Genomic DNA, 25,943 nt, shown 5'->3' with positions numbered 1-25,943 from the left:
TTGGACAGAAAATACCGGGAGTTTGACTGGTCTCACTTGGTGCTCATCGGCCACTCCAATGGGGGAGACATCTCAGCCCTTGCCTTGCATGAGTCGCCGACGCTTGCGACAACCCTGGTCACACTGGACAATCGTAGGTATCCGCTTCCTCGGGACCCTTCGATCCACGTTCTCTCTATTCGGGGTAGCGATTTTGAGGCAGACGCTGGCGTTCTTCCCACAGAGCAAGAAAAGAATACTGGCACTTGCATTGCGGCAATCCCCGGCTCCCGTCACAACGACATGAACAACCATGGCCCCACCGAACTGCAGTCTAGAATCAGCATGCTCATCTTGCATTTCCTCAAAGACGGTCGGTGTGGGGCCTAACAATTCGTTCAAGTCGGCTTAACGCAGGCCTTTGGGGGCATATGATGCTTCGTCTTATCTTGATTGTTCTAGTTGCTTGTCCTTTGGCCGCGGCCGCTCAGGACTGTGCGCCTGCTTCCTTGCAGCATGAGTTGCTAAAGCGCAATGAAGTCGATCAGGCCGCGCGAAAAACGCTTGTGGCTAATAGAGAATCAAAGGAGGCGTTGGATCGCGTCCTCCAGATTGATCGAGAGAACACCGCATACCTGCGCACAGTGCTTGCCAACTGCGGCTGGCCTAAGCGATCCGAGGTTGGGGAACAAGCCGCCAAGGCTGCGTGGCGGTTGACCCAACATGCTGATATGGACCCGCAATATCAGGTGTTAGCTGCCCAGCAACTTAAGTACGCCGTGCTCGCCGACGAAGCGGCTGCTTGGGACTTGGCAGTTTTAGTTGATCGAAACCGTAGACTTACCGATCGGCCGCAGGTTTACGGCATGCAGTTCATGACTGCGCCGGGCAACATAATCCGCTTCTACGACATCGTGACGCCAAGCCAGCTGGACGCGAGGCGTAAGGAGATCGGGCTGGCTTCGTTCTATTGCTGGGCAACCCAGATTTCTGAGGGCAACGAGGGTGCCTCACTTGTGTGGCCTGAGAAGGTTCTCTTCTCACCACACGAATGTTCGGATGCCCCCTGACAATTCCGCGCCGCCTGGCATTGATGATGCCGGCAAAAGCACCCACAACATTTGGTTATGCCCGGTGCCGCTTTTTTCATAGGAGGCTTCGCTTGCCTGTGACTATGCTCGATCAAGAGGCTTTATATCGGGAACGCAACGTTCGACCGCCTCAATACATGAAGGGTGACCGAATGTTCGATCAAGACACGCTGCAATCCCGTGCCAAGCCGGCCTGCGGCGCAATGCCGAACCGTCGTAACCTGCGCTGGTGCCGATCGGTGCTGGTGGTGGCGGTCGCCACGTTCAGCGTGCTGGCGTATGCGCGTGACGACACGACGCCGCGCACCATCACGACCACCGCCGCGATCGCCAGCGCGAATGCCCTGGCCACCGAAGCCGGCTTCGAAACCCTCGCCCAAGGCGGCAACGCCGTCGATGCCGCGATTGCCGTGGCCACCTCGCTGTCGGTGGTGCAACCGGAAGCCTCGGGTCTGGGTGGCGGTTTTCTCGCCCTGATCCACGATGCCGCCACCGGCAAGGACACCTTCATCGATGCGCGCGAAATGGCGCCACAGGCGGTGAGCGAGGCCGATTATCTCAACGCCGATGGCACCCCCAACCGCGACACCTCGCTCAACGGCCCGCTCGCCGCTGGCATTCCCGGCATGCCGGCAGGCCTGGCCTACATGGCCGACAAGTACGGAAAACTGCCACTGTCGGTGTCGCTGCGTCCGGCGATCCGGCTGGCCGACGAGGGCTTCCACCCCACCGGCGCGCTGGTCCGTTCGATCACGCGCAAGGCCGACGTGCTGCGCCGCTACCCGGCCTCGGCCAGCAAGTTCTTCCCCAACGGCAAGGCACCGCAGGAAACCGGCATCTTCCGCGACCCGGGCCAGGGCGCGACGCTTAAAGCCATGGCCGAACGCGGCGCCGACGGTTTCTACAAGGGCCCGGTGGCGAAGGAGATGGTCAAGGCCGTCAAGGCGGCCGGCGGCACCTGGACGCTCGCCGACCTGGCCAGTTACCAGGCGAAGGAGCGCGCGCCGATCGAGCTGGATTACGCCGGCTACAAGATCGTCACCGCGCCGCCGCCGTCCTCCGGTGGCGTGGCGGTCGCCGAAATGCTGAACATCCTCGCCCCGCTCGACCTCAAGAGCATGGATGAAGCCCACCGCATCCATTACCTCGTCGAGGCGATGCGCCGCGCCTTCCGCGACCACAACGAATACCTGGGCGATCCGGATTTCGTGAAGATGCCGCTGGACATGCTGCTGTCCCCTTACTACGCCGACGGCCTGCGCCAGAGCATCCTGCCCGATCGGGCCACCAAGTCCGAGTGGCTGCCGTCGGTGGCCGTGAAAGATCCCGGCATGCACACCACGCATTACTCGATCATCGACAAGGACGGCAACATGGTCTCGATGACCGCCACCGTCAACACCACGCTGGGCTCCGGCTTCGTCGCCGGCAACAGCGGCGTGCTGCTGAACAACGAGATGGACGACTTCGCGCTGGTTGCCGGCCAGCCCAACGCGTTCGGCCTGATCGGCGGCTCCGCCAACGCGGCGGTCGGCGGCAAGCGGATGCTGTCCTCGATGACGCCGAGCTTCGTGGTCGGCGAAGATCGCCTGGCAGTGATCGGCTCGCCCGGCGGTTCGACCATCATCACCCAGGTCTTCGGCGCCATCCTCGCCTTCATCGACGGCAAGGATGCCGGCGAGATCACCGCGCAAAAACGCATCCACCATCAGTTCATGCCCGACCGCGTGGACATCGAGAAAGGCAGCGACATTTCCGCCGATGCGCTGGCGAAGCTGAAAGAGATGGGCTACGAAATCAACGACAGGGACTCGTGGGGCAACATGAACGTAGTGGTCTGGGACAAGGCCAGCAACGTCAAGACCGCGGCCAGCGATCCACGCAGCCCGAATGGCCTGGGCAAGGTCGAAGCCGTCGATTGAGCCATGCGCAGCGGGAGTGGCAAACAGGTTTGGGTCGATGGGTCGCCTCCGGTACCCTGAATTGCAGGTGTCTTCCCAAAGGGGCCACTCCACCACTTCCCGATCTTGGCGCCATGACCCGAAACGTTTTCGAGCATGACCAGTTTCTCGGTGCGCGTCAGACGACCTGGCGCGCACCCGGGTTTTCGGTATCGCAGCTGGTGCCCACGGTGCCGGAGGACGGCGTCGTCGAGCACGCGCACGCAGAAGCCCATTTTGTCCTGGTGCTGGAGGGAGACTACGTGTCCTCCGCGCGCGGCCTGGCCGGCGCCGGCAAGGTGTCCAGCAGCAAGGCAGGGCCGATCCTTGTGTACAACCCGCCAGGAACCCTGCACCGCGATCGCTTTCGCAGCGAGTCCGGCCGGTTCGTCACTGTCTCGATGTCGTTGGCGGCGCAGCGTGGCCTGGAAGAGGTGCTGGTCCTGCCCGACTATGCGGTGACGCCTGGTCCGGGCGCGCTGCAGGCGGCGCTGCGATTGACCCTGCCCCAGGACGACGGCGCGTTGGCGCTGGAGTCGCTTTGCGTGGAGTTGCTGACTGCCACGGCGACGCGTTACCAGGAAGTCCTTGAGCAGGCGCCCCGCTGGCTGCTGCGCGCGCGCGACTGCCTGCACGAGGATCTCGACAGTCCTCTTGGGCTGGCCGGCGTTGCCTCTGGCTGCGATGTGCACCCAGTGCATCTGGCGCGCGCCTTCCGCCAGCACTTTGGCTGCTCGCCCGGCACCTACCGGCGTCGCCTGCGCCTGAATCTCGCCGCAGCGATGTTGGCCAGCGATGCGCATGACATGAGCGAAATTGCGATCCGTTGCGGCTACTTCGACCAGGCGCACTTTTCCCGCGCCTTCCGCGAAGCTTTCGGCCTGCCGCCGGGTAGCTACCGTCAACGTGCCTGGTCGGCGCAGCGGCAGCCAGGTTCAACCCGTACAAGACCGTTGCCGCTTTCGTGCGCACAATGATGGCCATCCGGATCGCCGTGGCGGTCAAGGTTTGCCATCCATCCCGAGGTGCTGCCGATGCGCGTTGCCCTGCTTTGCCTGTTGCTGGTGATTTCCGCGACCACGCGTGCGACTGATCCACCCGACGTCGTCGGACTGTGGGGTAACGAGACGGTTTCCGGCCCGCTGCTGGCGGGCACCCTCACCGTGGATGGGCGACAGACACCGTGGCAGGCGAGCGTGGGTGGAATGTCGGTCCCGGTCGTGCGCGACGGCGATCATGTCAGCTTCGCCATGCCCGGCGGACAGGGCCACTTTCGTGGACAACTTGTCGACGGCAACATCGATGGCTTCTGGACTCAGCCACCCGGCGTGACTCTGGCCAGCGCTTACGCGACCCCGGTGGTCCTGGCGCATGGCCACGACCACATCTGGGTTGGCCGGGTGCGGCCCCTGGTGGACCGGCTGACGCAGTACCTCAATATCCAGCGCACGCCAGACGACTCGTTTGTGGCCTTCCTGAGCAACCCCGAGTACAACCTCGGTCGCGGTCGGGCTTATGACGTGGATGTGGACGGCGATACGGTCGTGTTGACTGACCCGAAACGCGAGGGCTGGGCCTTGAACGGCCGATTCGACGAAGAAACGGATCAACTACGCATGGACTGGCAAGGCATTGCGGTGTTTCCGTTCACGCGGCGCGACCGCGATCATGCGCTCGGCTACTACGTGACGACTCCGGCTGGCGCGCACAATGCGTACCAGGTGCCGGTCCCCGTCGATGACGGCTGGACGACGGCGACACTGGGCGATGTGGGCATGCAGCTGGCGCCGATGACCGCGCTGCTGCAGCATGTTGATACGCTCGCCGCGCCCGAACCGGGCAATCCGCAGGTACACGGGCTGTTGGTGGCGCGCCACGGCAAGCTGGCGTTCGAGGCCTATTTCCACGGCTACTCGCGCGAACAGGCGCACGACACGCGTTCCGCCGGAAAGTCGTTCGCTTCCCTGCTGGTCGGCATGGCGATTGATCACGGCGCCGAGCTGTCGGCGAAGACCCCCGTGCTTTCGCTGTTCCCCCAGTACGACAAACTGGCGAACGTGGATGGGGCCAAACGCGCCATCACCGTAGGCAACCTGATGAGCATGAACTCCGGCCTCGCCTGCGACGACGGCAATAGCGAATCGCCGGGCGGCGAAGACACGATGCAGGGTCAGCAAGACGACCGGGATTGGTACCACTACACCTTGAACCTGCCGATGGCGCAAAAGCCCGGCGCCGACAAGGCCGTGTACTGCTCGGCTGGCATCAACCTGCTCGGCGGCGCGGTCCGCCACGCGACGGGTCGTCCACTCACCGAATTGTTCCGCGACTGGATCGCGCGACCGATGCAGATGCACGGCTATCACATCAACCTGATGCCGGACGACGATGCCTACCTGGCCGGCGGTATTCGCTTGCGTCCGCGCGACATGCTCAAGTTGGGGCAGTTGTATCTGGATGGCGGGGTCTGGCATGGACAACGTCTGGTCGATGCGGCCTGGATCGACGCGTCCGTCACACGGCGCACCACGTTAGGCCCCAATCACGACTACGGCTATGCATGGCATCTGCATCACTTTCGGGTACAGGGCCACGATTACCGCGCCTACGCCGCAGAGGGCAACGGCGGCCAGTTTGTGATCGTGGTGCCGGAGCTGGACCTGACCGTGGCCATCACCGCTGGCAGCTACGGCGAGTTCTCCACTTGGTATCCGCTGCAAAACCTTGTCACCGATTACATCATTCCCGCTGCGCTACCCGCGCCACGGTAAGGCCTTCCGCGTGCGCCACATCGGACGTCTCGGCTTAGCCGGGCGCGCCGTATCGCTTGCTGGCCCATGTCATAGGAGCAACCCATGAAACTGCTGCGCCCATTGCTCGCCGCTCTCCTTGGTTTCGTTCGCCTCGCTTGCGTCAGCTGCAGACGGCCTCGTGGTTGTCGAGAGTCCACACAGCGCTGCCGACACAATGAGCCGCTTCGAAGAGCTGGCAAAACAGCATGGCCTCAAAGTGTTCGCGCGCATTGATCACGCAGCCGGAGCGGCCACGGTAGGCGAGACACTACGCCCCACGGAGGTGCTCATCTTTGGCAACCCGAAAGGCGGCACACCACTCATGGAATGCGCCCAATCCATCGGCATAGACCTTCCACTGAAGGCCCTGGTCTGGGAGGACGCGTCGGCCCACATATGGCTGGGCTACAACGATCCTGCATTTCTTGCCCAGCGCCACGGCGTCGCGCAGTGTCCGGCCGTCAAGAATCTTCGCGAAGTCTTGTCGGGCCTTGCTGCGGACACTGTGGCGCCCTAGATCCAAAGTAGAGCCGGCCGGCAGCGACTTACTTCGCGTCGCTGAATACCTTGTCCAGGCGACGCTCGAACTCGTGGTAACCGATGCGCTCGTACAGCTCCTCGCGGGTCTGCATGAGGTCGACCACGTTTTTCTGGTGGCCGTCGCGGCGGATCGCGGTGTACACCGCTTCGGCGGTCTTGTTCATCGCGCGGAATGCGGACAGCGGGTACAGCTGCATCGCCACGCCGACCGAGGCCAGCTCGTCGCGGGTGAACAGCGGGGTCTGCCCGAACTCGGTGATGTTGGCCAACACCGGCGCCTTCACCGCATCCACGAAACGCTGGTAGGTCGGCAGGTCGTTGGCGGCCTCGGCGAAGATGCCGTCCGCGCCGGCTTCGACACACGCAATCGCGCGCTCGATCGCCGCGTCCACGCCGTCCACCTGGATCGCGTCGGTGCGCGCGATCAGGAAGAAGTCCGGGTCGGTCTTGGCATCCACCGCGGCCTTGATCCGGTCGACCATCTCGCCCTGCGACACGATCTCCTTGCCCGGGCGGTGGCCGCAACGTTTCGCGCCGACCTGGTCTTCGATATGGCAGGCGGCGCCGCCGGCCTTGATCAACGACTTGATGGTGCGGGCGATGTTGAACGCGCTCGGACCGAAGCCGGTGTCGATGTCGACCAGCAACGGCAGATCGCAGACATCGGTGATGCGGCGCACGTCGACCAGCACGTCGTCCAACGTGTTGATGCCCAGGTCCGGCATGCCCAGCGAGCCGGCGGCGACGCCACCACCGGACAGGTAGATCGCGCGGTAGCCGGCACGTTGGGCCAGCAGCGCGTGGTTGGCATTGATGGTGCCGACGATCTGCAGCGGCTTCTCTTCGGTCAGGGCGTGGCGGAAACGGGCGCCGGGGCTGGTCATTGCGGTCATGGGTCTCTCGGGATGCGGAGGAGGGGGAGGCGGTGCGCGCGGGCCGTGTGCCGGCCGGTCGTCACAACGCGGCGTAGTTCGGGCCGTCGCCGCCTTGCGGGGTGACCCAGACAATGTTCTGGGTCGGGTCCTTGATGTCGCAGGTCTTGCAATGCACGCAGTTGGCCGCGTTGATCTGCAGACGCTCGTGGCCTGCCTCGCCGACGAACTCGTACACACCGGCCGGGCAGTAACGTGCCTCGGGGCCGGCGTACTCGGCCAGGTTCACTTCCACCGGAATGCTGGCGTCCTTGAGGGTCAGGTGGCTGGGCTGGTTCTCGTCGTGGTGGGTACTGCTCAGGAACACCGAGCTGAGCCGGTCGAAGGTCAGCACGCCGTCGGGTTTGGGGTAGACGATTTTTTCGGATTGGGCGGCCGGCGTCAGGCACTCGTGGTCGGCCTTGGCGTGGTGGATCGTCCACGGCGGGTTGCGGATGCCCAGCTTCGGCAGCAGCCATTGCTCGATGCCGGTCATCAGTGTTGCCAGCAGACGGCCCTTCTTGAACCACTGTTTGAAGTTCTTCGACAGCTTCAGCTCCTCGTGCAGCCAGCTGTTCTCGAACGCGGCCGGATAGGCCAGCAACTCGTCGCGCGAGCGGCCTTCGGACAACGCGTCAAACGCCGCCTCGGCGGCGAGCATGCCGGTCTTGAGCGCGGCGTGGCTGCCCTTGATCCGGCTGGCGTTGAGGTAGCCGGCCTCGCAGCCGACCAGTGCGCCGCCGGGAAACACAGTCTTGGGCAACGAGAGCAGCCCGCCGGCGGTGATGGTGCGTGCGCCATAGGAAATGCGCTTGCCGCCTTCCAGATACTTCCGGATGGCCGGGTGGGTCTTGAAGCGCTGGAACTCCTCGAACGGGCTCAGCCACGGATTGCTGTAATCCAGCCCGACCACGAACCCGATCGCGACCTTGTTGTCCTCGGCGTGGTAGACGAATGAGCCGCCGTAGGTGTCCGAGTCCAGCGGCCAGCCGGAGGTGTGCACCACCAGTCCGGGTTCGTGTTTGTCCGGATCGACCTGCCACAGCTCCTTTACGCCGAGCGCGAAACTTTGCGGGTCGCAGCCCTTGTCCAGCTCGAATTTGGCGATCAGCTCCCGGCCCAGGCTGCCGCGCGAGCCCTCGGCGAACACCGTGTACTTGGCATGCAGCTCCATCCCGCGCTGGAACTGTGCGGTCGGCTCGCCATCCTTGCCCACGCCCATGTCGCCGGTGGCCACGCCCATCACCGCGCCGGCCTCGTCGTAGAGCACTTCGGCGGCGGCGAAGCCGGGGAAGATCTCCACCCCGAGCCCCTCGGCCTGGGTCGCCAGCCAGCGGGTGAACTCGCCCAGGCTGGCGATGTAATGGCCGTGGTTGTCGAAGCAGCCCGGCAGCAGGAAACCGGGCGTCGCGAGTGATCCGGTCTCGCTCAGGAACAGGAACTCGTCGCGGGTGACCGGCTGGCGCAAGGGCGCGCCTTGTTCCTTCCAGTCCGGCAACAACTCATCCAGCGCGCGGGTGTCCATGATCGCGCCCGACAGGATGTGCGCGCCGGGCTCGGAGCCCTTCTCCAGCACGCACACCGACAGCTCGCTGCCCTTGTCGGCGGCCAGTTGGCGCAGGCGGATCGCGGTGGCCAGTCCGGCCGGGCCGGCGCCGACCACGACGATGTCGAACTCCATCGATTCGCGGGGGCCGTAGGTGGCGAGCAGTTGTTCCGGGGTCATGGCGGTTCCGTGTTGCTGGGAGACATTGGGGGCCATTATCCCGCCCGGCCGTGAAACGTGCAGGCACACGTGGAGCGCAGCGCGTGGGCCAAGGATCAGCGGATAGCGGAACGCCCGCCGGCTCGTCGCAGATCCGGCGCGGAAATCGTCACAGAAAAGATTGGTGCGCCTGGAGGGATTCGAACCCCCGACCAATGGCTTCGGAAGCCACTACTCTATCCGGCTGAGCTACAGGCGCATGTTCTGACCGCGTTACCGTCAACCCGGCGGTACGGGGACAGCATTCTAGCGGTAAATCGGATCATGCGCCGCGCGTCGGGATGAATTGTCGAAGTCAATGCGCGCCGCCGGCGGCAACCGCAGTGCCGGCGCGACGGCATCGTCCATAATTGCCTGATGAGCTACGAGCGTTTTGAGCCCGACCACGTTGCGCCCTGGAAGGCCCGCGTGCGGCTGTACTGGAAGCTGACCCGCAACGACCGTCCCATCGGCTGGTTGCTGCTGCTGTGGCCGACCTGGTGGGGCCTGTGGCTGGCCGCCGGGGGTGTGCCGCCGTTGTGGACGCTGTTCGTGTTCACCGCCGGGGTCTGGCTGACCCGGTCGGCCGGCTGCGTGGTCAACGACTATGCCGATCGCTGGCTCGACCCGCATGTGGAGCGCACGCGGGAGCGGCCCTTGGCGACTGGCGCAGTACGCGGGCGCGAGGCGCTGGCGTTGTTCGCGGTACTGATGCTGGCCGCCTTCGCGCTGGTGCTGACGATGAACCGGCTCACGGTATGGATGAGCCTGGTCGGCCTGGTACTGGCGGCAACCTACCCCTACCTCAAGCGCTACACCTACCTGCCGCAGGTCTACCTGGGTATGGCCTTTGGCTGGGGCATCCCGATGGCGTTCGCCGCGGTGACCGGCGAGGTGCCGGCGCTGGCGTGGCTGCTGTATATCGCCAACATCCTGTGGTCGACCGCCTACGACACCTGGTACGCGATGGTCGACCGCGACGACGACATCAAGGTTGGTGCGAAGTCCACCGCGGTGCTGTTTGGCGATCTGGACCTGGTCGCCCAGGCGGTGCTGTACGTCATGTTCTTCGCGGCGCTGGTCCTGGTGGGTCAGCGCGCGTCGCTGGCGGGTGCCTATTGGGTGGGGCTGGCGGTCGCGGCGGGGCTGGTGGCGTGGGAGTTCCGGATCTCGCGCAACCGCGAGCGCGGGCCCCTGTTCCGGGCGTTCCTGCATAACCATTGGGTTGGCCTGGCGATTTTTGCCGGCATCGCGACGGACCTCGCACTGCGCGGATAGCAACACCAGCCATGCATGGTCAAGGTGGGGTCAAGGCACGCGGGCCGCCACCCAGGCATCGACCCGTGTCACGCCGGCGCGGCGCAGCGCGGTTGCCGCCGCATGCAGCGTCGCGCCGGTGGTCATCACGTCGTCAACCAGTGCCACGTGGGCGGGCAGCCGGGTGCCGGGTCGCACGGCGAATGCATCGCGCAGGTTGCGCTGGCGGTCGGCGGCGTCCAGGCGCGACTGCGGTGCGGTGGCGCGCTGTCGCATCAAGCTGTCGCCCCAAACCGGGATACCAAGCATCCGCCCCAGCGGGCGGGCCAGCTCCAGCGCCTGGTCATAGCCGCGTTGGCGCAGCCGGGCGTGGTGAAGTGGTATCGGCACCAGCGCGACCGGGGGCGGCAGGTGGGCAAACGCCTGCGCCATCACCTGCGCGAGCAGGCGACCGGCGGCGAGGTCGCGATGAAACTTGAAGCGGGGCAGGAGCCGGTCCAGGGGCGCGTGGTACGTGCAGGCGCTATGGGTCTGGGTCACCGGTGATGGTTGAGCGAGACAAGGGCCGCAGATCGACGGACCGGGCAGTACGCCGGGTGGGCCGGGCTCGGGTGTCGTCGCCGGCAGCGGCAACGCGCAACATAGGCAGGCATGGCGGTGCCACGGCAGTTCGGCCAGGCAGGCGGCGCACAGGTCCAGGCCGCGCGTGCCGCGGGCGGTACAGACCAGGCAGCGCCCCGGCCACAGCAGTTGCGGGACGCCTTCGCGCAACCAGGTCGTGAGTCGGCGGTGGGTGTTGTCAACTTTATGCGAGTGGGTTTGGTTGACAGCATCGGTCATGCTTTCCAGACTGCCACGCTTGCCCTGCCGTCTCTGTCGGAAAAATGCCATGCCTGCTATCAGTGAACAGACCGTCCGCACCCCGGCCGCGCCGCCTCAGATCCGTCACGACTGGACCCGCAATGAAGTGCGCGCCCTGTTCGATTTGCCGTTCCCCGAGCTGCTGTTCCGCGCGGCCAGCGTGCATCGCGCCCACTTCGACCCCAACGAGGTCCAGGTCAGCACCTTGTTGTCGGTAAAGACGGGCGGCTGCCCCGAGGATTGCTCCTACTGCCCGCAGGCGCAGCGTTATCACACCGGGGTGGACGCGCAGAAGCTGATGTCCACCGACGCGGTGCTGGACAAGGCGCGTGCGGCGAAGGCGGCCGGCGCGTCGCGGTTCTGCATGGGCGCGGCGTGGCGTTCACCGGCCGACCGCGACATCCCGAAGGTCGCCGCGATGATCCGCGAGGTGAAGGCGCTCGGGCTGGAAACCTGCGCGACGCTGGGGATGATCAGCGGCGGCCAGGCGCAATCGTTGAAGGCGGCCGGGCTGGACTACTACAACCACAACCTGGACACCGCGCCGGAGTTCTACAACGAGATCATCCACACCCGCGACTACCAGGACCGGCTGGATACGCTGGCTCACGTCCGCGACGTCGGCCTGAAGACCTGCTGCGGCGGCATCGTCGGCATGGGCGAGTCGCGCGACCAGCGCGCCGGCCTGCTGCAGACGCTTGCCAACCTGCCGTCGCATCCCGAGTCGGTGCCGATCAACCGCCTGGTCAAGGTCGAGGGCACGCCGCTGGCCGACGACAAGAACCTGGCCGAGCTGGATCCATTCGAGTTTGCCCGCACGATTGCCGTGGCGCGCTTGCTGATGCCGTTGTCGATGGTGCGCTTGTCCGCTGGGCGCCAGCAGATGTCCGACGAGTTGCAGGCGCTGTGCTTCGTGGCCGGCGCCAACTCGATCTTCTACGGCGAGAAGTTGCTGACCACCGACAACCCCGAGACCAACCGCGACCTGGCCTTGTTCGAGCGCCTGGGTCTGCGGCCGATGCCGATCGTCGAGCAGGCGCCGGGCGCGACCGTGCACGCCGACATCGTGGAGACTGGCCGCATCGAGGCGAACCACATCGAGATCGAAACCCGGGATACACTTCACCGCATGGATACCGTCCGCACCGCCGGCGTAGTCTGAATCATGCCGCGGGCGTCCTGGCGCGAACGCATCGAGGCTGCACGTCTGGCGCGGGTCGCCGCGTCGCGTAGCCGGGTCCGGCGCGTGGTCAGCCATCGCGATGGCGCGCGTTGCATCGTCGATGGCCGCCAACTGCTGAATTTCTGCAGCAACGATTACCTTGGGCTGTCCCAGCATTACGCCGTAGTCGGTGCGCTGCAGGATGCGGCGGCGCGCGAGGGCGCCGGTGGCCTGGGGTCGCACCTGGTCTGCGGCCACCATGATTTGCACGACCGGCTGGAGAAGGAGCTGGCCGATTGGCTCGGCGCGCCGCAGGCCCTGCTGTTCGGCAGCGGGTTTCTGGCCAACCTGGCGGTGGTCCAGGCGTTGCTCGGCGATGAGGACATCTGCGTCCAGGACCGCCTCAACCACGCCAGCCTGATCGATGCGGCGCGCCTGGCTGGCTGCCGCCTGCGGCGTTATCCGCACGTCGACGCGGAGGGTGCGATCCGCCAGCTGCGCAGCCTGCCCAAAGGCGTTGCGATGCTGGCCACCGATGGCGTGTTCAGCATGGACGGCGATGTCGCGCCGCTGCGCCAGCTGGCGTTGGTCGCGCGCGTCCAGGACGCGCTGCTGTATGTCGACGATGCCCACGGCGTTGGCGTGCTGGGGCCCGATGGCCAGGGCAGCGTGGCCGAGGCGGGTTTGTCGGTGAAACAGGTCCCGCTGCAACTGGCGACCCTGGGCAAGGCGCTGGGCGGTTACGGCGCAGCGGTAGTGGGTGACCATGCCTTGATCGAGCACCTGGCGGAAACCGCACGGCCCTACATCTACACCACCGCGTTGCCGCCGGCCCAGGCCGCTGCCAGCCTGACGGCGGTGCGGCTGGCCCGCAAGGAGCATTGGCGGCGCGAGAAGCTGGTCGAGCTGGCGGCCCATTTCCGCCGTCGCGCGCGCAGCGCCGGGTTGACGCTGCTGCCGTCGGACACGCCGATCCAGCCGGTGCTGGTCGGTGACGATGCGCGTGCGTTGTCGATGGCCAACGCCTTGGAGCGTGAGGGTTACTGGGTCGCCGCGATCCGGCCGCCCACGGTTCCGGACGGTCGCGCACGGCTGCGGGTAACCTTGTCGGCGTTGCATGCCAGCAGCGATATCGACGGGTTGATCGAGGCGTTGCTTCGGGCCCGGGACCGCGCCGAGGCGGAAGCGCGGATTGCCTCGATCCAGGCCGGGGCGATGGCGTAGCGCGAGCGGCAATGCACTCGACCCTCTCCTCATTCCACCCGCAGTAGCCGAAAGAACACCATGCACATTCAAACCCGCGGGCACGGCCCGGCACTCGGCCTGATCCACGGCTGGGCGATGCACGGCGGCCTGTTCGCCCCCCTGGTCGAGCGCCTGGCCGGACGCTATACGCTGCACAGCGTCGACTTGCCCGGCCACGGCCATTCCCGCGACGACGCCAGCAGCCTGGAGCCGGCGGCATTGGCACAAGCGCTGGTGGCGCAGGTGCCCGATGCGGTCTGGCTGGGCTGGTCACTGGGTGGCCAGGTGGCGATGCGTGCCGCGCTGGACCACCCCGACAACGTCCGCGGCCTGGTAATGGTCGCCTCCTCGCCGCGCTTCGTACGTAGTGATGATGACAGCTGGCCGCACGGAGTCGGGCGCGAGCTGTTTGCGGACTTCGGGCAAGCACTGCAGCGTGATTTTCGCGGCACCCTGGAGGGCTTCCTGGCGCTGGAGGCGCTGGGCTCCAGCAGCGCGCAGGAAGAACTGCGTGAGCTGAAGACCCAGGTGTTCGAGCGCGGTGAGCCGGCGCCGCGTGCGTTGTTGGAGGGCTTGCGTCTGTTGGACTCGGTGGATATGCGCGGCGAACTGGCGGATTTGCAGGTGCCCAGTCTGTGGCTGTCCGGCCGACGCGACCGCCTGGTTCCTGCTACCGCGATGCCGGCCGCCGCCGCGTTGGCGCCCAATGCGCGCAGCGTGGTGATTCGCAACGCCGGTCACGCGCCGTTCCTGGGCGCCGCCGATGAAGTCGCAACCGAGATCGACGCGTTCATGCAATCGATCCATGCGGAGCAGCCGGCATGAACGGCTTGTTTGACCATCGCCAGGTGCGCCGCGCGTTCTCGCGCGCCGCAGGTGACTACGATTCCGCCGCCGCGTTGCAGCGCGAAGTGGCGTCGCGGCTGGCCGAGTCGCTGGACTATCTTGACGATCCCGCGCTCGCTCTGGCACCGCCAAAGCTGGTGGTCGACCTGGGCTGCGGGCCGGGGCATATGTCGGCAACGTTGCAGAAACGCTGGCCGAAGGCGCGGGTGATGGCGATCGACGCTGCCCCGGGGATGCTGGCGCAGGTGAGTGCCGCCGGGCGCACGGCCGGCCTGCCACGCCTGAATCCGTTTGCGAACAAGCCGGTAGCGGTCTGCGCCGACGCACGCGCGCTGCCGCTGGCCGACCGCAGCGTCGACGTGCTGTTTTCCAACTTGTGCCTGCAATGGGTCGAGGACCTGCCCGGGGTGTTTGCCGGCATCCGGCGGGTACTCAAGCCCGGTGGCCTGATGCTGGTGTCCACGTTCGGCATGGATACCCTGATCGAGTTGCGGCAGGCGTTTGCCGATGCGGACGAGGCGCCGCACGTGAGCCCGTTCACCGCGATCGGCCCCTTCGGCGATGCGCTGATCGCGGCCGGTTTCAAGGACCCGGTACTGGACCGCGACGAGTTTCGCCTCGGCCACCCCGACCTGGCCAGCCTGATGCGCGGACTGCAAGCGCTCGGTGCCACCAACGCGCTGACCACGCGTCGCCGCAGCCTTACCGGCCGTGCCAGGTTTGCCCGGGCCAGCCGGGCCTACGAGGCATTGCGCGGGCCCGATGGCCAGCTGCCGGCCACCTGGGAGGTGATCTACGCCCACGCCTGGGGCCCGCCGCCGGGTGCGCCGATCCGGGTCGATGGCGTCGACGAAGTACAGGTGCCACTGTCGACCATCCGGGTTCGCAAGCGCTCCGGGCCTGAGCGTTGAACCAGCGCAGACTGACGTTGCTTGCTGTCGCGATAGCGTTGCTGTCGGGGCTGTTTTTCACCTGCACCTATGTGCTCAACCGGGCGGCGGCAACCGGTGGTGGACACTGGGCGTGGACGGCCGCGCTGCGTTACCTGATCGCCCTGCCGCTGATGCTGCCGTTGATGCACTGGCAGGGCGGGATCAAGCCGGTGTGGCAGGCGATCCGGGCGCATCCGTGGCCGTGGTTGGGCTGGAGCACGATCGGATTCGTGTTGTTCTACATCGGCCTGAGCTACGCCGCCGCCAGCGGACCGTCATGGCTGGTGGCCGGCACCTTCCAGCTGACCGTGATTGCCGGGATGCTGTGCGCTCCGCTGTTGTACTCCGACGAACGTGCACGCATTCCGTTGCCTGCACTGGGCACCGGACTGGTGGTGGTGTCGGGCGTATTGCTGATGCAGTTTGGCGTCAGCGGAGGGGGTCTGGATCGCGACGGTTGGATTGCCTTGTTCTGCGTCGTGTTCGCCGCGGTGGCCTTTCCGCTGGGCAACCGCGGTTTGTTGCTGCACCTGGAGCGGGTCGCACAGCCCGGCGTCCCGGAGCTCAATGCCACGCAACGCGTGTTTGGACTGACCCTGGCCAGCCAGCCGGCGTGGCTGCTGGTGGCGTTGTATGCCGGTAGCCAGGCCGGACTGCCGCCCGCCGGCCAGGTGTGGTTGGCGGCCGGGGTGGCGGTGGGCGCCGGGATCATCGCCACGGTGCTGTTTTTCCAGGCCACCGGCATGGTTCGCGACACCGCGACGGGCCTGGCGGCGGTCGAGGCGATGCAGGGGGCGGAGATCCTGTTCGCCACCATCGTGGGGGTGTTCTGGCTGGGCGAGACATGGCCGCATGGCCTGGCGTTGTGGGGCGCCGGGATCGTGATCGTCGGCATTATCGGCTCCAGTTGGGTTGCCGCTCGCAACGCCGCCGGTGACCGGCGTGCCATCCAGGACTTGCGAAGCGAGCGCGGCGCCTAGAACGCGTCGCGCGGCGCTTGGAACTCGCAGCGCGGGCGCCTGAAACGCACGTTGCGTTCAGCCGCGGGTCGCTAGATTCGTTCACACGTCACGCCACGAGTCGAGCATGTTCAGCCCAACCTCCATAGCCTTGGCGACTTCCGTCCTCACCCTGCTGGTCAGCAGTCTGCTGCCGGTGCGCGCGCAGGACGCGCCCACCAGCGTCATTGAACAGTGGGGGTTTGATCCGGGTGTGCTGGTAGCCGATGGCCGCGAATTGTTGCGCCGCGCGCCGGACCCGGCCATTGACGGGCTGTTGCAGGCCGCCCACGCAAGCACCCGCAGCGCGGATGAAGCCGCCGCGTTGTGTCAATTGTTCGATCCCGGCGCGGACCGCAGCCTGGCCGGGCTGAACGCGATCGCCAACCGGTTGGGACCGGCCAACCAGGACCGCTTTGCCAACGCGGTGGCCAACGTGTTTGTCGCGGCCATGCAAGCGCCGGTACAGCCTTACGACGAGGCCGTTGCACGGCAGTCACTGAAAGCTGCCGGGGTACGCGCGGCGCTGGTCAATGACGGGTTTGTCGCCGGCTTGAATGGCACTGACGCCGACGCCCGCTGTCGGTCGATTGGCTGGCTGCTGGACGCGCTGCACGACCGGCCGTTGCCGGAACGTGCCTCGGTCGCACGCCTGTTGCTGGGTGAAGGCCTGGAGCAGTTGGCAATCGGTACCAGCGTCGCTGCGCCGGCCGCGGACGTTGTGCCATTGCGATAACGCGGCCCCTCAGGCGGTAGCTTCCAGTGCCAGCAATGCCGGCAGCGCGTCCAGATCGACGTTGCCGCCGGAGAGGATGATGCCGACCCGCCGCCCGGCGAAACGCTCGCGATGGCCCAGTACTACCGCCAGCGGCACGGCGGCAGACGGCTCCACCACCAGCTTCATGCGCTCCCACAACAGCCGCATCGCCGCCACTACCTGTGGGTCGCTGGCCAGCAGGATGGCGCGCACGTGGGCTTGCAAGATCGGGAAGGTCAATGTGCCCAGCTCCGCGCGCAGCCCGTCACAGATGGTGTTGACGGCGCGGCCGGAAATGCGCGTCCCGGTCCGCAACGAATCATGCGCGTCGCGCGCGCCCTCGGGCTCGGCGCCCAACACCTCGATCGCCGGGTCGATGCCGTGCGCGGCCAACGCCGCACCGGACAACAGGCCGCCACCACTAACGGGTGTGATCACCGTGTCCAGGTTGGCGACGCTGTGCAGCAGTTCCAGCGTCGCAGTGCCCTGGCCGGCGATCACCCGGGTGTCGTTGAACGGATGTACCAATATCCCGCCGGTGTCGCGCAGCACCTCGGCGCTGACCTCGTCGCGCGACGCCTGCGTCGGATCGCACAGGATCACCCGCGCGCCGTAATTGCGCATTGCCGCGAGCTTGACGGCCGATGCCGTGCGAGGCGCCACCACAGTTGCCTCGGCGTGGCGCAACCGGCACGCCAGCGCCACTCCCGCGCCGTGGTTGCCTGAGCTTTGGGTGACGATGCCGCGGGCGAGCTCGGCCTCCGTCAGTGAGAAAATCGTATTGCACGCTCCGCGGAACTTGAACGCTCCGGTGCGCTGCAGGTTCTCGCATTTGAAATGGAGCTCGCAGCCCGCCAAGGTGTCCAGGGTGCGCGACCGCAACACGGGGGTTGCATGGACGTGCGGCGCAATGCGCGCGGCGGCATGGAGGATGGCATCAAAATCCAGCGCAGCGGAGGATGGCTGGCCGGGCGGAGTCTCGGGGAGGATAGTTTGCATGGGATGAGTCCGGCGCGACGCCAGCAACGTGTCATGGCAGAGGAGCTGAATGCGGGAATTGCCGAGTTAAGCGCTAGTTCAACGGCGGAAGCCGACGATGACTACATCATAACGGGGGATCCCGCAATGCTGAGAAAACTGATTTTGCCACTTTCCGCGATGGCGCTGCTGGGCGGTTGCATGACCGGCGGGTATGGCTATCAACAGGCGCGCGGCGACTACTACTACGGTCAGCCGACCACCGACTACCGGTACTACAACCAGTACGACGGCTACTCCAGTCATCGGTACCCGGGGTACTACGGCGGCGCCCATTACGGCAATGGCTATTACGGCAACGGATATAACCGCAGCTATCCCTACGGCTACTACCGGCCACCGGTGATCGTGGTGCGGCCCGGCCACAACAACAACGGCAACAACGGCAACCACACGCCGCGGCCGGATACCGATCGTGATCGCGCGCCGTGGCGGGATTACGAGCGCCTGCAGCGCGAACGGATCCAGCGCTCCGAGCGTCCTACCGGTTCGCCCGCGGCGGTGCAGCGCAGTGTCATCGCCGCGCCGGTTCGCCCGACTGCCGCGCGCCCAGCCTCGTCGGCGCGCCCAGCGTCGACAAGCAGCAATCGGGGCTCACGGACGGAGACAATGATCCGCAAGTCCAAGGCCGGACGCGAAAAATCCAATCCCGTAAGACAGAAATAGTGGCCTCACGGTGCATCCGGTAATTCAACACCGGATGACTACGATGCGCTGGTATTGACAGATAGCGTCGCAATGCGACGTAATCAGGTATCGTCTCTATGTCGACGTCTCACGAGGAATCTCGGATCCCCCCTGTTCCGCCCTCGTTTGACGTCGACGCCTACACTGAAAGCCCCGCTCCGGCGGGGCTTTCGCTTGTTCGGGACGCATCGGGGCGCGACAGGAATCCCTGGCTGGAGGCGTGTCGCCGCGGCAGGGAGGCGGTATTTATCCGCGCAAAGTGAGGCGCGCGTCACATTTAATGCATAGAAAAAGGGCCGAATGTCCCCCGACATTCGGCCCCCGTGCTTCCCCAACAGGCACTTGGTCGGCCCTGTTCCAATTCCGACCGGCGCCAGGCGCCTGCCCTGTTGGGTGCATGATTGATAAAGCATGAAGCGTGCCAAGTCCCGGTGCCTGCCGGGATATTCCGCCAGCATGTGCGGACGCGACACACGGGTGAACGGCGTAGAATCCACGCCCTGCGGCGGCTCGGGATGTCACGACGGGTTGCCCAATGACGGCCGACTGGCCAGGTCTTGCGATGAGCAATGATTTCTTTCAATACGACGTGATCGTGGTCGGTGGCGGCCACGCCGGCACCGAGGCCGCACTGGCATCGGCGCGCGCGGGTGCGCGGACCCTGCTGCTGACCCACAACGTCGAGACGGTCGGCGCGATGAGCTGCAACCCGGCGATCGGCGGGATCGGCAAGGGCCATCTGGTGCGGGAGATCGACGCGCTTGGCGGCATCATGGCGCACGCCGCCGATGCGGCCGGAATCCAGTGGCGTCGGCTCAACGCGAGCAAGGGACCGGCGGTGCGCGCGACGCGCTGCCAGGCCGATCGCAGCCTCTACCGCGCCTTCATCCGCCGTGCGGTGGAGAACCAGCCGGGCCTGACCCTGTTCCAGGCCGGGGTCGACGACATCGATTTCGACAACGCCAAGGTCCGCGGCGTCACCACCCAGACCGGTCTGCGCTTCCATGCGCCGGCGGTGATCCTGACCGCCGGCACCTTCCTCGCCGGCAAGGTGCACGTCGGCCTGACCACCTACGCGGCCGGGCGCGCGGGCGATCCGCCGTCGGTCACTCTGGCGCAGCGGTTGCGCGAAGGCCCGTTCGTGGTGGATCGGCTGAAGACCGGCACCCCGCCGCGTATCGACGGACGCAGCCTGGACTACTCGGTGATGGTCGAGCAGCCCGGTGACGACCCGCGTCCGGTGATGTCGTTCATGGGATCGCGTGACGACCACCCGCGCCAGCTGTCGTGCTGGATCGCCGAGACCTGCGAGCGTACCCACGAGATCATCCGCGGCGCACTCGACCGCTCGCCGCTGTACACCGGCCAGATCGAGGGGGTCGGCCCGCGCTACTGCCCGTCGATCGAGGACAAGGTGGTGCGTTTCGCCGAGAAGGCCAGCCACCAGATCTTCGTCGAGCCCGAGGGTCTGGGCGTGGCCGAGATCTACCCCAACGGCATCTCCACTTCGCTGCCGTTCGATGTGCAGCTGGAGCTGGTGCGCTCGATCCGCGGTTTCGAGAATGCCCACATCACCCGCGCCGGTTACGCGATCGAGTACGACTACTTCGATCCGCGCGGGCTCAAGGCGACGTTGGAAACCAAGGCGGTCGAGGGCCTGTTCTTCGCCGGTCAGATCAACGGCACCACCGGTTACGAGGAGGCCGCCGCGCAGGGGCTGCTGGCCGGGGTCAATGCGGCGCGTCAGGTGCGTGGGGAGGCCGGTTGGTGTCCGCGCCGCGACGAGGCGTACATCGGCGTGCTGGTCGATGACCTGATCACCCACGGCACCGTCGAGCCGTACCGGATGTTCACCAGCCGCGCCGAGTACCGCCTGCAGCTGCGCGAGGACAATGCCGACCTGCGGCTGACCGAAACTGGCCGCAACCTGGGTCTGGTCGGCGATGCGCGCTGGGCCGCGTTTGCCGCCAAGCGCGAGGCGATCGAGACCGAGAACGCGCGGCTGGCTGCGATCTGGGCCTCGCCCAACAATCCGCTGGGCCGCGAGATCAATGCCAGCCTGGGGATCGAGCTGAGCCGCGAGAGCAGCGCGCGCGACCTGCTCAAGCGGCCGGAAGTGACCTATGCGTGGCTGGTAACAGTGGCTTCGCTGGGGCCGGCGGTGGCCGACCCGGCGGTGGCCGAGCAGGTCGAGATCGGGGTGAAGTATTCGGGCTACCTCAACCGCCAGAACGAGGAAATTGCCCGCCAGCAACGCCATGAGACCACCGCGATTCCGCCGGGCTTCGATTTCGCCCGGGTCCACGGACTGTCGGCAGAGCTCAGCGGCAAGCTCGAGCGCGTGCGGCCGCAGACCATCGGTCAGGCCCAGCGCATCCCCGGCATGACGCCGGCAGCGATCTCGCTGCTGCTGGTGCACCTGGTGGGCGCGCGACGCCACCAGGTCGCCTGAGAGACCTGGTGCCGGCGTCAACTCCCGGTTGACCGGTTTGCGGGCGGCTGCCTAAACTGCGGCAGCTTGCCGGGGCCCCACTCCCCCGGCCATGACCACACCGTGGACACACCGAGTCGATCTAGAACATTCCCCGACACCATGGCCCGCACGCGCGCGCGGCGATGCGTGGAGCCTGCGACGACCCGGTAAACCGGTGTTGCCAGCTTCCGCGATCGCACGATAGCGACCGGCCGGAGGCATGAAGATGCAACCCAACCCCCAACAGGCCGTGCGGCCGTTTTACCGCGCCGATATCCACGGCAACTTCGATGCCGATCTGGTCGCCGAGGCGATCGCGGCCGAGCTTGAGCACGACCAGCTCCAATACAACAACTCCGAGGCCCTGCAGGCCGCGTTGACCGAAGTGCTGGCCGCCGACCTGGCGGACGTGCTGACCCGCCTTTCGCCGGAGCAACAGGCCGCAGTGCTGCCGTTGATCGCCGCTGACGAGCGCGCGCTGGTGTTTGGCTACCTGCCGCTGGAACTGCAGACCTTGCTGGTGGCCGGCATGCCGCGCCCGGTGGTGCTGGAACTGCTCAAGCTGATGTCCGCTGACGAGCGCGTGGACCTGTTCAACACCTTGCCGTCGGATCGGCGCGAGCGCCTGTTGCCGGCATTGGCGCAAGCCGAGCGCGACGATATCCGGCGTCTGGCCAGTTACCCGCGTGACAGCGTCGGTGCGTTGATGACGTCCGAGTACGCGACCCTGACGCCGCAGTTGACCGCAGACCAGGCAATCGCCGAGCTGCGCCGGGTCGCGCCCGACAAGGAGACCATCTACACCTCCTACGTGATCGACCACGATCGCCGTCTGCTGGGTGTGGTCACGTTGCGGCGCTTGATCCTGGCCGATCCGGCCACCCTGGTGTCGGAGATGATGGCTGCCAATCCCGTCACCGTCCACGTCGATGCCGACCAGAGCGAGGCCGCCAACAAGATCGCGCGATACGACTTCATGGCGTTGCCGGTGGTCGACCATGACGAGCGCATCGTCGGCATCGTCACCGCCGATGACGCGATGGACGTGGCCGAGGCGGAAGCGACCGAGGACTTCCACAAGGCCGGCGGCACCCTGGGCAGCCTGACGATGAGCATGAAGGATGCCACCGTGGGGCTGCTGTACCGCCAGCGCGTGTACTGGCTGGTGCTGCTGGTGTTCGCGAACCTGTTTTCCGGGGCCGGCATCGCCCACTTCGAGGACCTGATCGCGGCCAACATGGCGTTGGTGTTCTTCCTGCCGTTGCTGATCGCCAGCGGCGGCAATGCCGGTGCGCAGTCGGCCACGCTGATGGTGCGTGCGCTGGCGACCGGTGACGTGGAGATGCGCGACTGGGGCAAGATGCTGGGGCGCGAGGTGGTGGTCTCGACGTTGCTGGGGCTGACGATGGCGTTTGCCGTGAGCGCGATCGGCCTGTTTCGTGGCGGTCCGGCGATTGCCTTGGTGGTGGCCTTGACGATGCTGCTGATCGTGCTGGTGGGCAGCGTCATGGGCATGTCGCTGCCGTTCCTGCTGAACCGGTTCAAGGCCGACCCCGCCTCGGCCAGCTCGCCACTGATCACGTCACTGGCCGATGGCGTGGGCATCCTGATCTACTTTGCGATCGCCACCGTGCTGCTGTCGTGGCTGGGTCATGCCGTCGCCTGATGTTGGCGGCAACCCGCGCCATCGAGTGACGGCGCCGGGTCGGCGGTTGGCGGACAGCAGCGGTAGACTGTCGCGATGAACCCGACCCGCCTGGATGTGCTGACAACCGCGGTCTTGACCACCGCAATCCTTTGCGGCGCTTGCAGCCCGGTACCAGACGCCGACACCGTGGCAGTCGATAGCGCGGCAGTCGATAGCGCGGCTATCGGCGACGGTGCGCTCGACGTCCCCCCCTCTGCCATCGCCACCGAGTATCAACGTCATCCATGGCCGTTGCCGGCGCCGGTCGGCGCGGCCCAGCCGGATCTGGTGGCAGCGCCGGATGGCACCTTGTTGTTGTCCTGGATTGAACCCAGGCAGGCCGGCAGCCACGCGCTGGGGTTTTCCATCGCGGAGAAGTCGGGTGGAAACGACGTGGCCGGCTGGACGGCGCCGGCGACAATAGCGACCGGGGACGATTGGTTCGTCAACTGGGCCGACACCCCGCATATCGCCATGGGCAATGATGGCGCGTTGTGGGCGCACTGGCTGCAAAAGTCCGCTGCTGCCGGATACGCCTATGACATTGCCCTGGTGCGATCCGACGATGGTGGCGGCACCTGGTCGGCGCCGGTACTGGTCAACGACGATGGCACTGCGACCGAGCATGGGTTTGTCTCATTGTGGCCACAGGGCGAGGCCGGACTCGGCGTGGCGTGGCTGGACGGCCGCCAGACGGCGGGCGGCGGCCACGATGCGGGCGCCGGGCATGACGGCCATTCCAGCCAAGCGGGCGCGATGAGCTTGCGCGCCGCGCAGTTTGACGCCGCGCAGTTCGACGGCATGGCTGCGGACAAGGTCCTGCTGCGCAAGTCGGCCGACACCCGCATCGACGCGATGACGTGCGACTGTTGCCAGACCGCCATCGCGGTGACGTCCAAAGGCCCGCTGCTGGCCTACCGTGACCGCAGCGCCGGGGAGATCCGCGATATCGCAGTCACCCGGTGGCAGGACAGCAACTGGACGCCGCCGCATATCGTTCATCCCGACCAGTGGGAAATGCCGGCCTGTCCCGTCAACGGCCCGTCGATTGCGGCCAATGGCGACCAGGTCGTGATCGGCTGGTACACCAGTCAATCCACACCGGCCGGCGAAATTCCGACCGTCAAGCTTGCCTACAGCGACGATGCCGGCGATACCTTCGCCGCCCCGATCACCCTGGACCAGGGTCAAGCGGTACAAGGGCGCATCGCGGTGGCCATGGACGCCGATTCGGCGTGGGTGGTGTGGCTGCGTGAAGACGCGCAAGGCCAGTCGCTGCAGCTGGCTCGCTACTCGGCCGGACTGGCGCGGGAAGAGCAACGCATCGAGCTGGCCAAGGTCGCCGGGCGCGGGCGCGGTACCGGCTTTCCGCAGATCGCCCTTGCCGGTGGCGACGCCCATGTGGTCTGGACCGAGGTCGTGGACGGCACGCCCAGTGTCCGCGGTGCGGTCATGCAATCGCAGGTCGCGCAGAACGGTCCGTTGCACTGATCCGGTCTTTTTTCTTCGTTCATGGCGCCCCCATATCGGTTGGGTCGGGTTGCCGGATTCGTGTTCGTCTGGCGTTTGTCCCCGGCCGTGGGAGCCTTGGCTTCGCCCGACAGGCGGTTTGGAGGAAGATAGTGCCCACGACCTTTGATTCATGCCCCCAGTACAGAGCGTTTGCAGGCCCCCCATGAGTGATGCCAAACCCGCCATCGACACCGCGACCTCGCTGCATGCCGCTACCGGGCCCAAATTGAACGACATGGACGCCGGCCTGGAACCGTCTGCGGAACGTGCGCCCCGCCTCGACTACGTTGACAGCTGCGATCTGCCGATGCCGTGGGCGAACTTCCGCATGCACGGCTTTGCCGATCGTGCCAGCGGCGGTGAACACGTGGTGTTGACCCTCGGTTCTATTTCCGATGGCGAACCTGTGCTGGCGCGGGTGCATTCGGAATGCCTGACCGGCGATGCCATGTTCAGCCGCCGCTGTGACTGCGGCGCGCAACTGGAAGAGGCGCTCAAGCGTATCGCCACCGAAGGTCGCGGCATGCTGCTGTACTTGCGCCAGGAAGGCCGCGGCATCGGTCTGCTCAACAAGATCCGCGCCTATGCGCTGCAGGATGCCGGAGCCGACACGGTGGAGGCCAACGAGGCGTTGGGGTTTGCCCCTGACCTGCGTGACTACGGGATATGCAAGCCGATGTTGGCGCATTTCGACGTGAACGCGCTGCGCCTGATGACCAACAACCCGGCCAAGGTCAAGGCCATGCAGGCGGTGGGCGTTGCGGTCACCGAGCGGGTCGCGATCCTGGTCGGCCACAATCCCAGCAACCGGCGCTACCTGGCGACCAAGCAGGACAAGCTCGGCCACTTGATCGACACCACGGCAGCGGCGAAGGCGCCGGCACACGACTGAAGCCGTCCGGCGCCGGCTTCACGTCGGCTCGACGAGGTGCGTAGCTACTGTGCCCCGACCCATGCGGCAAGAGCCTCGGGGTTCGACGACATGACGTGACCAGCGAGGCGGATGCCGATGGAGATATTCGAACTGTCGATGCCGCTATGGAAGTTGCTGGCGCGCGCCACGTTGATCTATTTCTCGCTGGCGATCGTGCTGCGGTTGCTCCCCAAGCGCGAGATCGGCGGGCTCTCGCCAAGTGACCTGCTGGCGCTGGTCATAATGGGCGGCTTGGTGGCCGATTCGATGTCGACGGGTGCGGAACACCCGCTGGATTTTGTCGTCCTGGCGGGTGTGGTGCTGGCATGGTCCTGGTTGATCAACATGCTGGAGTTCCGGTCACCGCTGTTCGCGCGCTGGACCGTCGAGGCTCCGGTGGTAATCGTGCGCGAAGGCGAGATGCTGCGACGAGCGATGCGCCAGGAGCTGGTCACCGAGCTGGAGCTGCTGAGTCAGTTGCGACTCAACGGCCTGGAGAAAGTTGAGGATGCGGCGCTGGTGACAGTGGAGCCCAATGGCCAGCTCAGCGTGATTGCCAAGTCCACCGGGCATTGACC

General features: G+C 66.2%; 22 protein-coding genes and 1 tRNA gene. 18 read left to right on the top strand and 5 right to left on the bottom strand.

Annotated features, from left to right (window positions below):
* Positions 1-413: 413 nt before the first annotated feature.
* The 5 genes from ACW7G1_RS00610 (at position 414) to ACW7G1_RS00590 (ending at position 6,319) form a co-directional block, all read left to right on the top strand.
* Positions 414-1,049 carry a DUF6624 domain-containing protein gene (locus tag ACW7G1_RS00610; RefSeq protein WP_456977835.1) on the top strand — a complete coding sequence of 212 codons (636 nt, stop codon included), beginning with the start codon at positions 414-416 and terminating at the stop codon, positions 1,047-1,049.
* A gap of 224 nt (positions 1,050-1,273) precedes the next feature.
* Positions 1,274-2,992 carry a gamma-glutamyltransferase gene (gene ggt / locus ACW7G1_RS00605; RefSeq protein ID WP_456978796.1) on the top strand — a complete coding sequence of 573 codons (1,719 nt, stop codon included), beginning with the start codon at positions 1,274-1,276 and terminating at the stop codon, positions 2,990-2,992.
* Positions 2,993-3,105: 113 nt separating this feature from the next.
* Positions 3,106-3,987, top strand: a complete 882-nt coding sequence (locus ACW7G1_RS00600; protein ID WP_456977834.1) for a helix-turn-helix transcriptional regulator — start codon at positions 3,106-3,108, stop codon at positions 3,985-3,987.
* Between the two features lie 57 nt (positions 3,988-4,044).
* Entirely contained in the window at positions 4,045-5,781 is a 1,737-nt protein-coding gene (locus ACW7G1_RS00595) for a serine hydrolase domain-containing protein (RefSeq protein ID WP_456977833.1), read from the top strand.
* 196 nt (positions 5,782-5,977) lie between these two features.
* Positions 5,978-6,319 (top strand): DUF302 domain-containing protein, encoded by a 342-nt coding sequence (locus ACW7G1_RS00590; protein WP_456977832.1) that lies wholly within the window; start codon positions 5,978-5,980, stop codon positions 6,317-6,319.
* A 28-nt stretch (positions 6,320-6,347) separates the two neighbouring features.
* Here the strand turns inward: ACW7G1_RS00590 and prpB are convergent, their stop codons facing one another.
* The 3 genes from prpB to ACW7G1_RS00575 all read right to left on the bottom strand — a co-directional run bounded on the left by prpB (position 6,348) and on the right by ACW7G1_RS00575 (position 9,217).
* The gene (gene prpB / locus ACW7G1_RS00585; protein WP_456977831.1) at positions 6,348-7,235 is read right to left on the bottom strand and encodes a methylisocitrate lyase; all 888 of its coding nucleotides are present in this window, start codon (positions 7,233-7,235) and stop codon (positions 6,348-6,350) included.
* 61 nt (positions 7,236-7,296) lie between these two features.
* Positions 7,297-8,979, bottom strand: coding sequence for a 4Fe-4S dicluster domain-containing protein (locus tag ACW7G1_RS00580; protein WP_456977830.1), 1,683 nt, complete (start codon positions 8,977-8,979; stop codon positions 7,297-7,299).
* A 161-nt stretch (positions 8,980-9,140) separates the two neighbouring features.
* Positions 9,141-9,217 (bottom strand) — tRNA-Arg (locus tag ACW7G1_RS00575).
* 158 nt (positions 9,218-9,375) lie between these two features.
* Between ACW7G1_RS00575 and ubiA the strand changes: the two genes are divergently transcribed.
* The gene (gene ubiA / locus ACW7G1_RS00570) at positions 9,376-10,275 is read left to right on the top strand and encodes a 4-hydroxybenzoate octaprenyltransferase (protein WP_456977829.1); all 900 of its coding nucleotides are present in this window, start codon (positions 9,376-9,378) and stop codon (positions 10,273-10,275) included.
* Positions 10,276-10,305: 30 nt separating this feature from the next.
* Here the strand turns inward: ubiA and ACW7G1_RS00565 are convergent, their stop codons facing one another.
* Entirely contained in the window at positions 10,306-11,094 is a 789-nt protein-coding gene (locus tag ACW7G1_RS00565) for a double zinc ribbon domain-containing protein (RefSeq protein ID WP_456977828.1), read from the bottom strand.
* Positions 11,095-11,143: 49 nt separating this feature from the next.
* On the opposite strand from ACW7G1_RS00565, the gene bioB reads away from it, so the two are divergent.
* The 6 genes from bioB (at position 11,144) to ACW7G1_RS00535 (ending at position 17,034) form a co-directional block, all read left to right on the top strand.
* On the top strand, positions 11,144-12,277 hold the full coding sequence (gene bioB / locus ACW7G1_RS00560) for a biotin synthase BioB (protein WP_456977827.1): 1,134 nt from the start codon (positions 11,144-11,146) through the stop codon (positions 12,275-12,277).
* A 3-nt stretch (positions 12,278-12,280) separates the two neighbouring features.
* The gene (gene bioF / locus ACW7G1_RS00555; RefSeq protein ID WP_456977826.1) at positions 12,281-13,501 is read left to right on the top strand and encodes an 8-amino-7-oxononanoate synthase; all 1,221 of its coding nucleotides are present in this window, start codon (positions 12,281-12,283) and stop codon (positions 13,499-13,501) included.
* A gap of 60 nt (positions 13,502-13,561) precedes the next feature.
* Positions 13,562-14,347 carry a pimeloyl-ACP methyl ester esterase BioH gene (bioH, locus tag ACW7G1_RS00550; protein ID WP_456977825.1) on the top strand — a complete coding sequence of 262 codons (786 nt, stop codon included), beginning with the start codon at positions 13,562-13,564 and terminating at the stop codon, positions 14,345-14,347.
* The gene (gene bioC / locus ACW7G1_RS00545; protein WP_456977824.1) at positions 14,344-15,279 is read left to right on the top strand and encodes a malonyl-ACP O-methyltransferase BioC; all 936 of its coding nucleotides are present in this window, start codon (positions 14,344-14,346) and stop codon (positions 15,277-15,279) included. The genes bioH and bioC overlap by 4 nt, the downstream gene beginning before the upstream one ends.
* Positions 15,276-16,280 carry a multidrug resistance efflux transporter family protein gene (locus ACW7G1_RS00540; RefSeq protein ID WP_456977823.1) on the top strand — a complete coding sequence of 335 codons (1,005 nt, stop codon included), beginning with the start codon at positions 15,276-15,278 and terminating at the stop codon, positions 16,278-16,280. Before bioC ends, ACW7G1_RS00540 begins: the two co-directional genes overlap by 4 nt.
* A 106-nt stretch (positions 16,281-16,386) precedes the next feature.
* On the top strand, positions 16,387-17,034 hold the full coding sequence (locus tag ACW7G1_RS00535; RefSeq protein WP_456977822.1) for a hypothetical protein: 648 nt from the start codon (positions 16,387-16,389) through the stop codon (positions 17,032-17,034).
* 9 nt (positions 17,035-17,043) lie between these two features.
* On the opposite strand, the gene ACW7G1_RS00530 is transcribed toward ACW7G1_RS00535, so the two are convergent.
* Positions 17,044-18,054 carry a threonine ammonia-lyase gene (locus ACW7G1_RS00530; protein WP_456977821.1) on the bottom strand — a complete coding sequence of 337 codons (1,011 nt, stop codon included), beginning with the start codon at positions 18,052-18,054 and terminating at the stop codon, positions 17,044-17,046.
* Positions 18,055-18,180: 126 nt separating this feature from the next.
* On the opposite strand from ACW7G1_RS00530, the gene ACW7G1_RS00525 reads away from it, so the two are divergent.
* The 6 genes from ACW7G1_RS00525 to ACW7G1_RS00500 all read left to right on the top strand — a co-directional run bounded on the left by ACW7G1_RS00525 (position 18,181) and on the right by ACW7G1_RS00500 (position 25,941).
* Positions 18,181-18,759: a hypothetical protein gene (locus tag ACW7G1_RS00525; protein ID WP_456977820.1), complete on the top strand. Its 579-nt coding sequence runs from the start codon at positions 18,181-18,183 to the stop codon at positions 18,757-18,759.
* 583 nt (positions 18,760-19,342) lie between these two features.
* The gene (gene mnmG, locus ACW7G1_RS00520; RefSeq protein ID WP_456977819.1) at positions 19,343-21,232 is read left to right on the top strand and encodes a tRNA uridine-5-carboxymethylaminomethyl(34) synthesis enzyme MnmG; all 1,890 of its coding nucleotides are present in this window, start codon (positions 19,343-19,345) and stop codon (positions 21,230-21,232) included.
* 247 nt (positions 21,233-21,479) lie between these two features.
* Positions 21,480-22,919: a magnesium transporter gene (gene mgtE / locus ACW7G1_RS00515; protein WP_456977818.1), complete on the top strand. Its 1,440-nt coding sequence runs from the start codon at positions 21,480-21,482 to the stop codon at positions 22,917-22,919.
* A gap of 75 nt (positions 22,920-22,994) precedes the next feature.
* A complete protein-coding gene (locus ACW7G1_RS00510) occupies positions 22,995-24,431 on the top strand; it encodes a sialidase family protein (RefSeq protein WP_456977817.1) in 1,437 nt (478 codons plus the stop codon).
* A 184-nt stretch (positions 24,432-24,615) separates the two neighbouring features.
* On the top strand, positions 24,616-25,344 hold the full coding sequence (gene ribA, locus ACW7G1_RS00505; protein WP_456977816.1) for a GTP cyclohydrolase II: 729 nt from the start codon (positions 24,616-24,618) through the stop codon (positions 25,342-25,344).
* Between the two features lie 117 nt (positions 25,345-25,461).
* Positions 25,462-25,941, top strand: coding sequence for a DUF421 domain-containing protein (locus tag ACW7G1_RS00500; RefSeq protein ID WP_456977815.1), 480 nt, complete (start codon positions 25,462-25,464; stop codon positions 25,939-25,941).
* Positions 25,942-25,943: the final 2 nt, after the last annotated feature.

The organism is Lysobacter sp. A378 (assembly GCF_054052125.1).
This window is presented reverse-complemented; position numbering and strand designations above follow the sequence as displayed.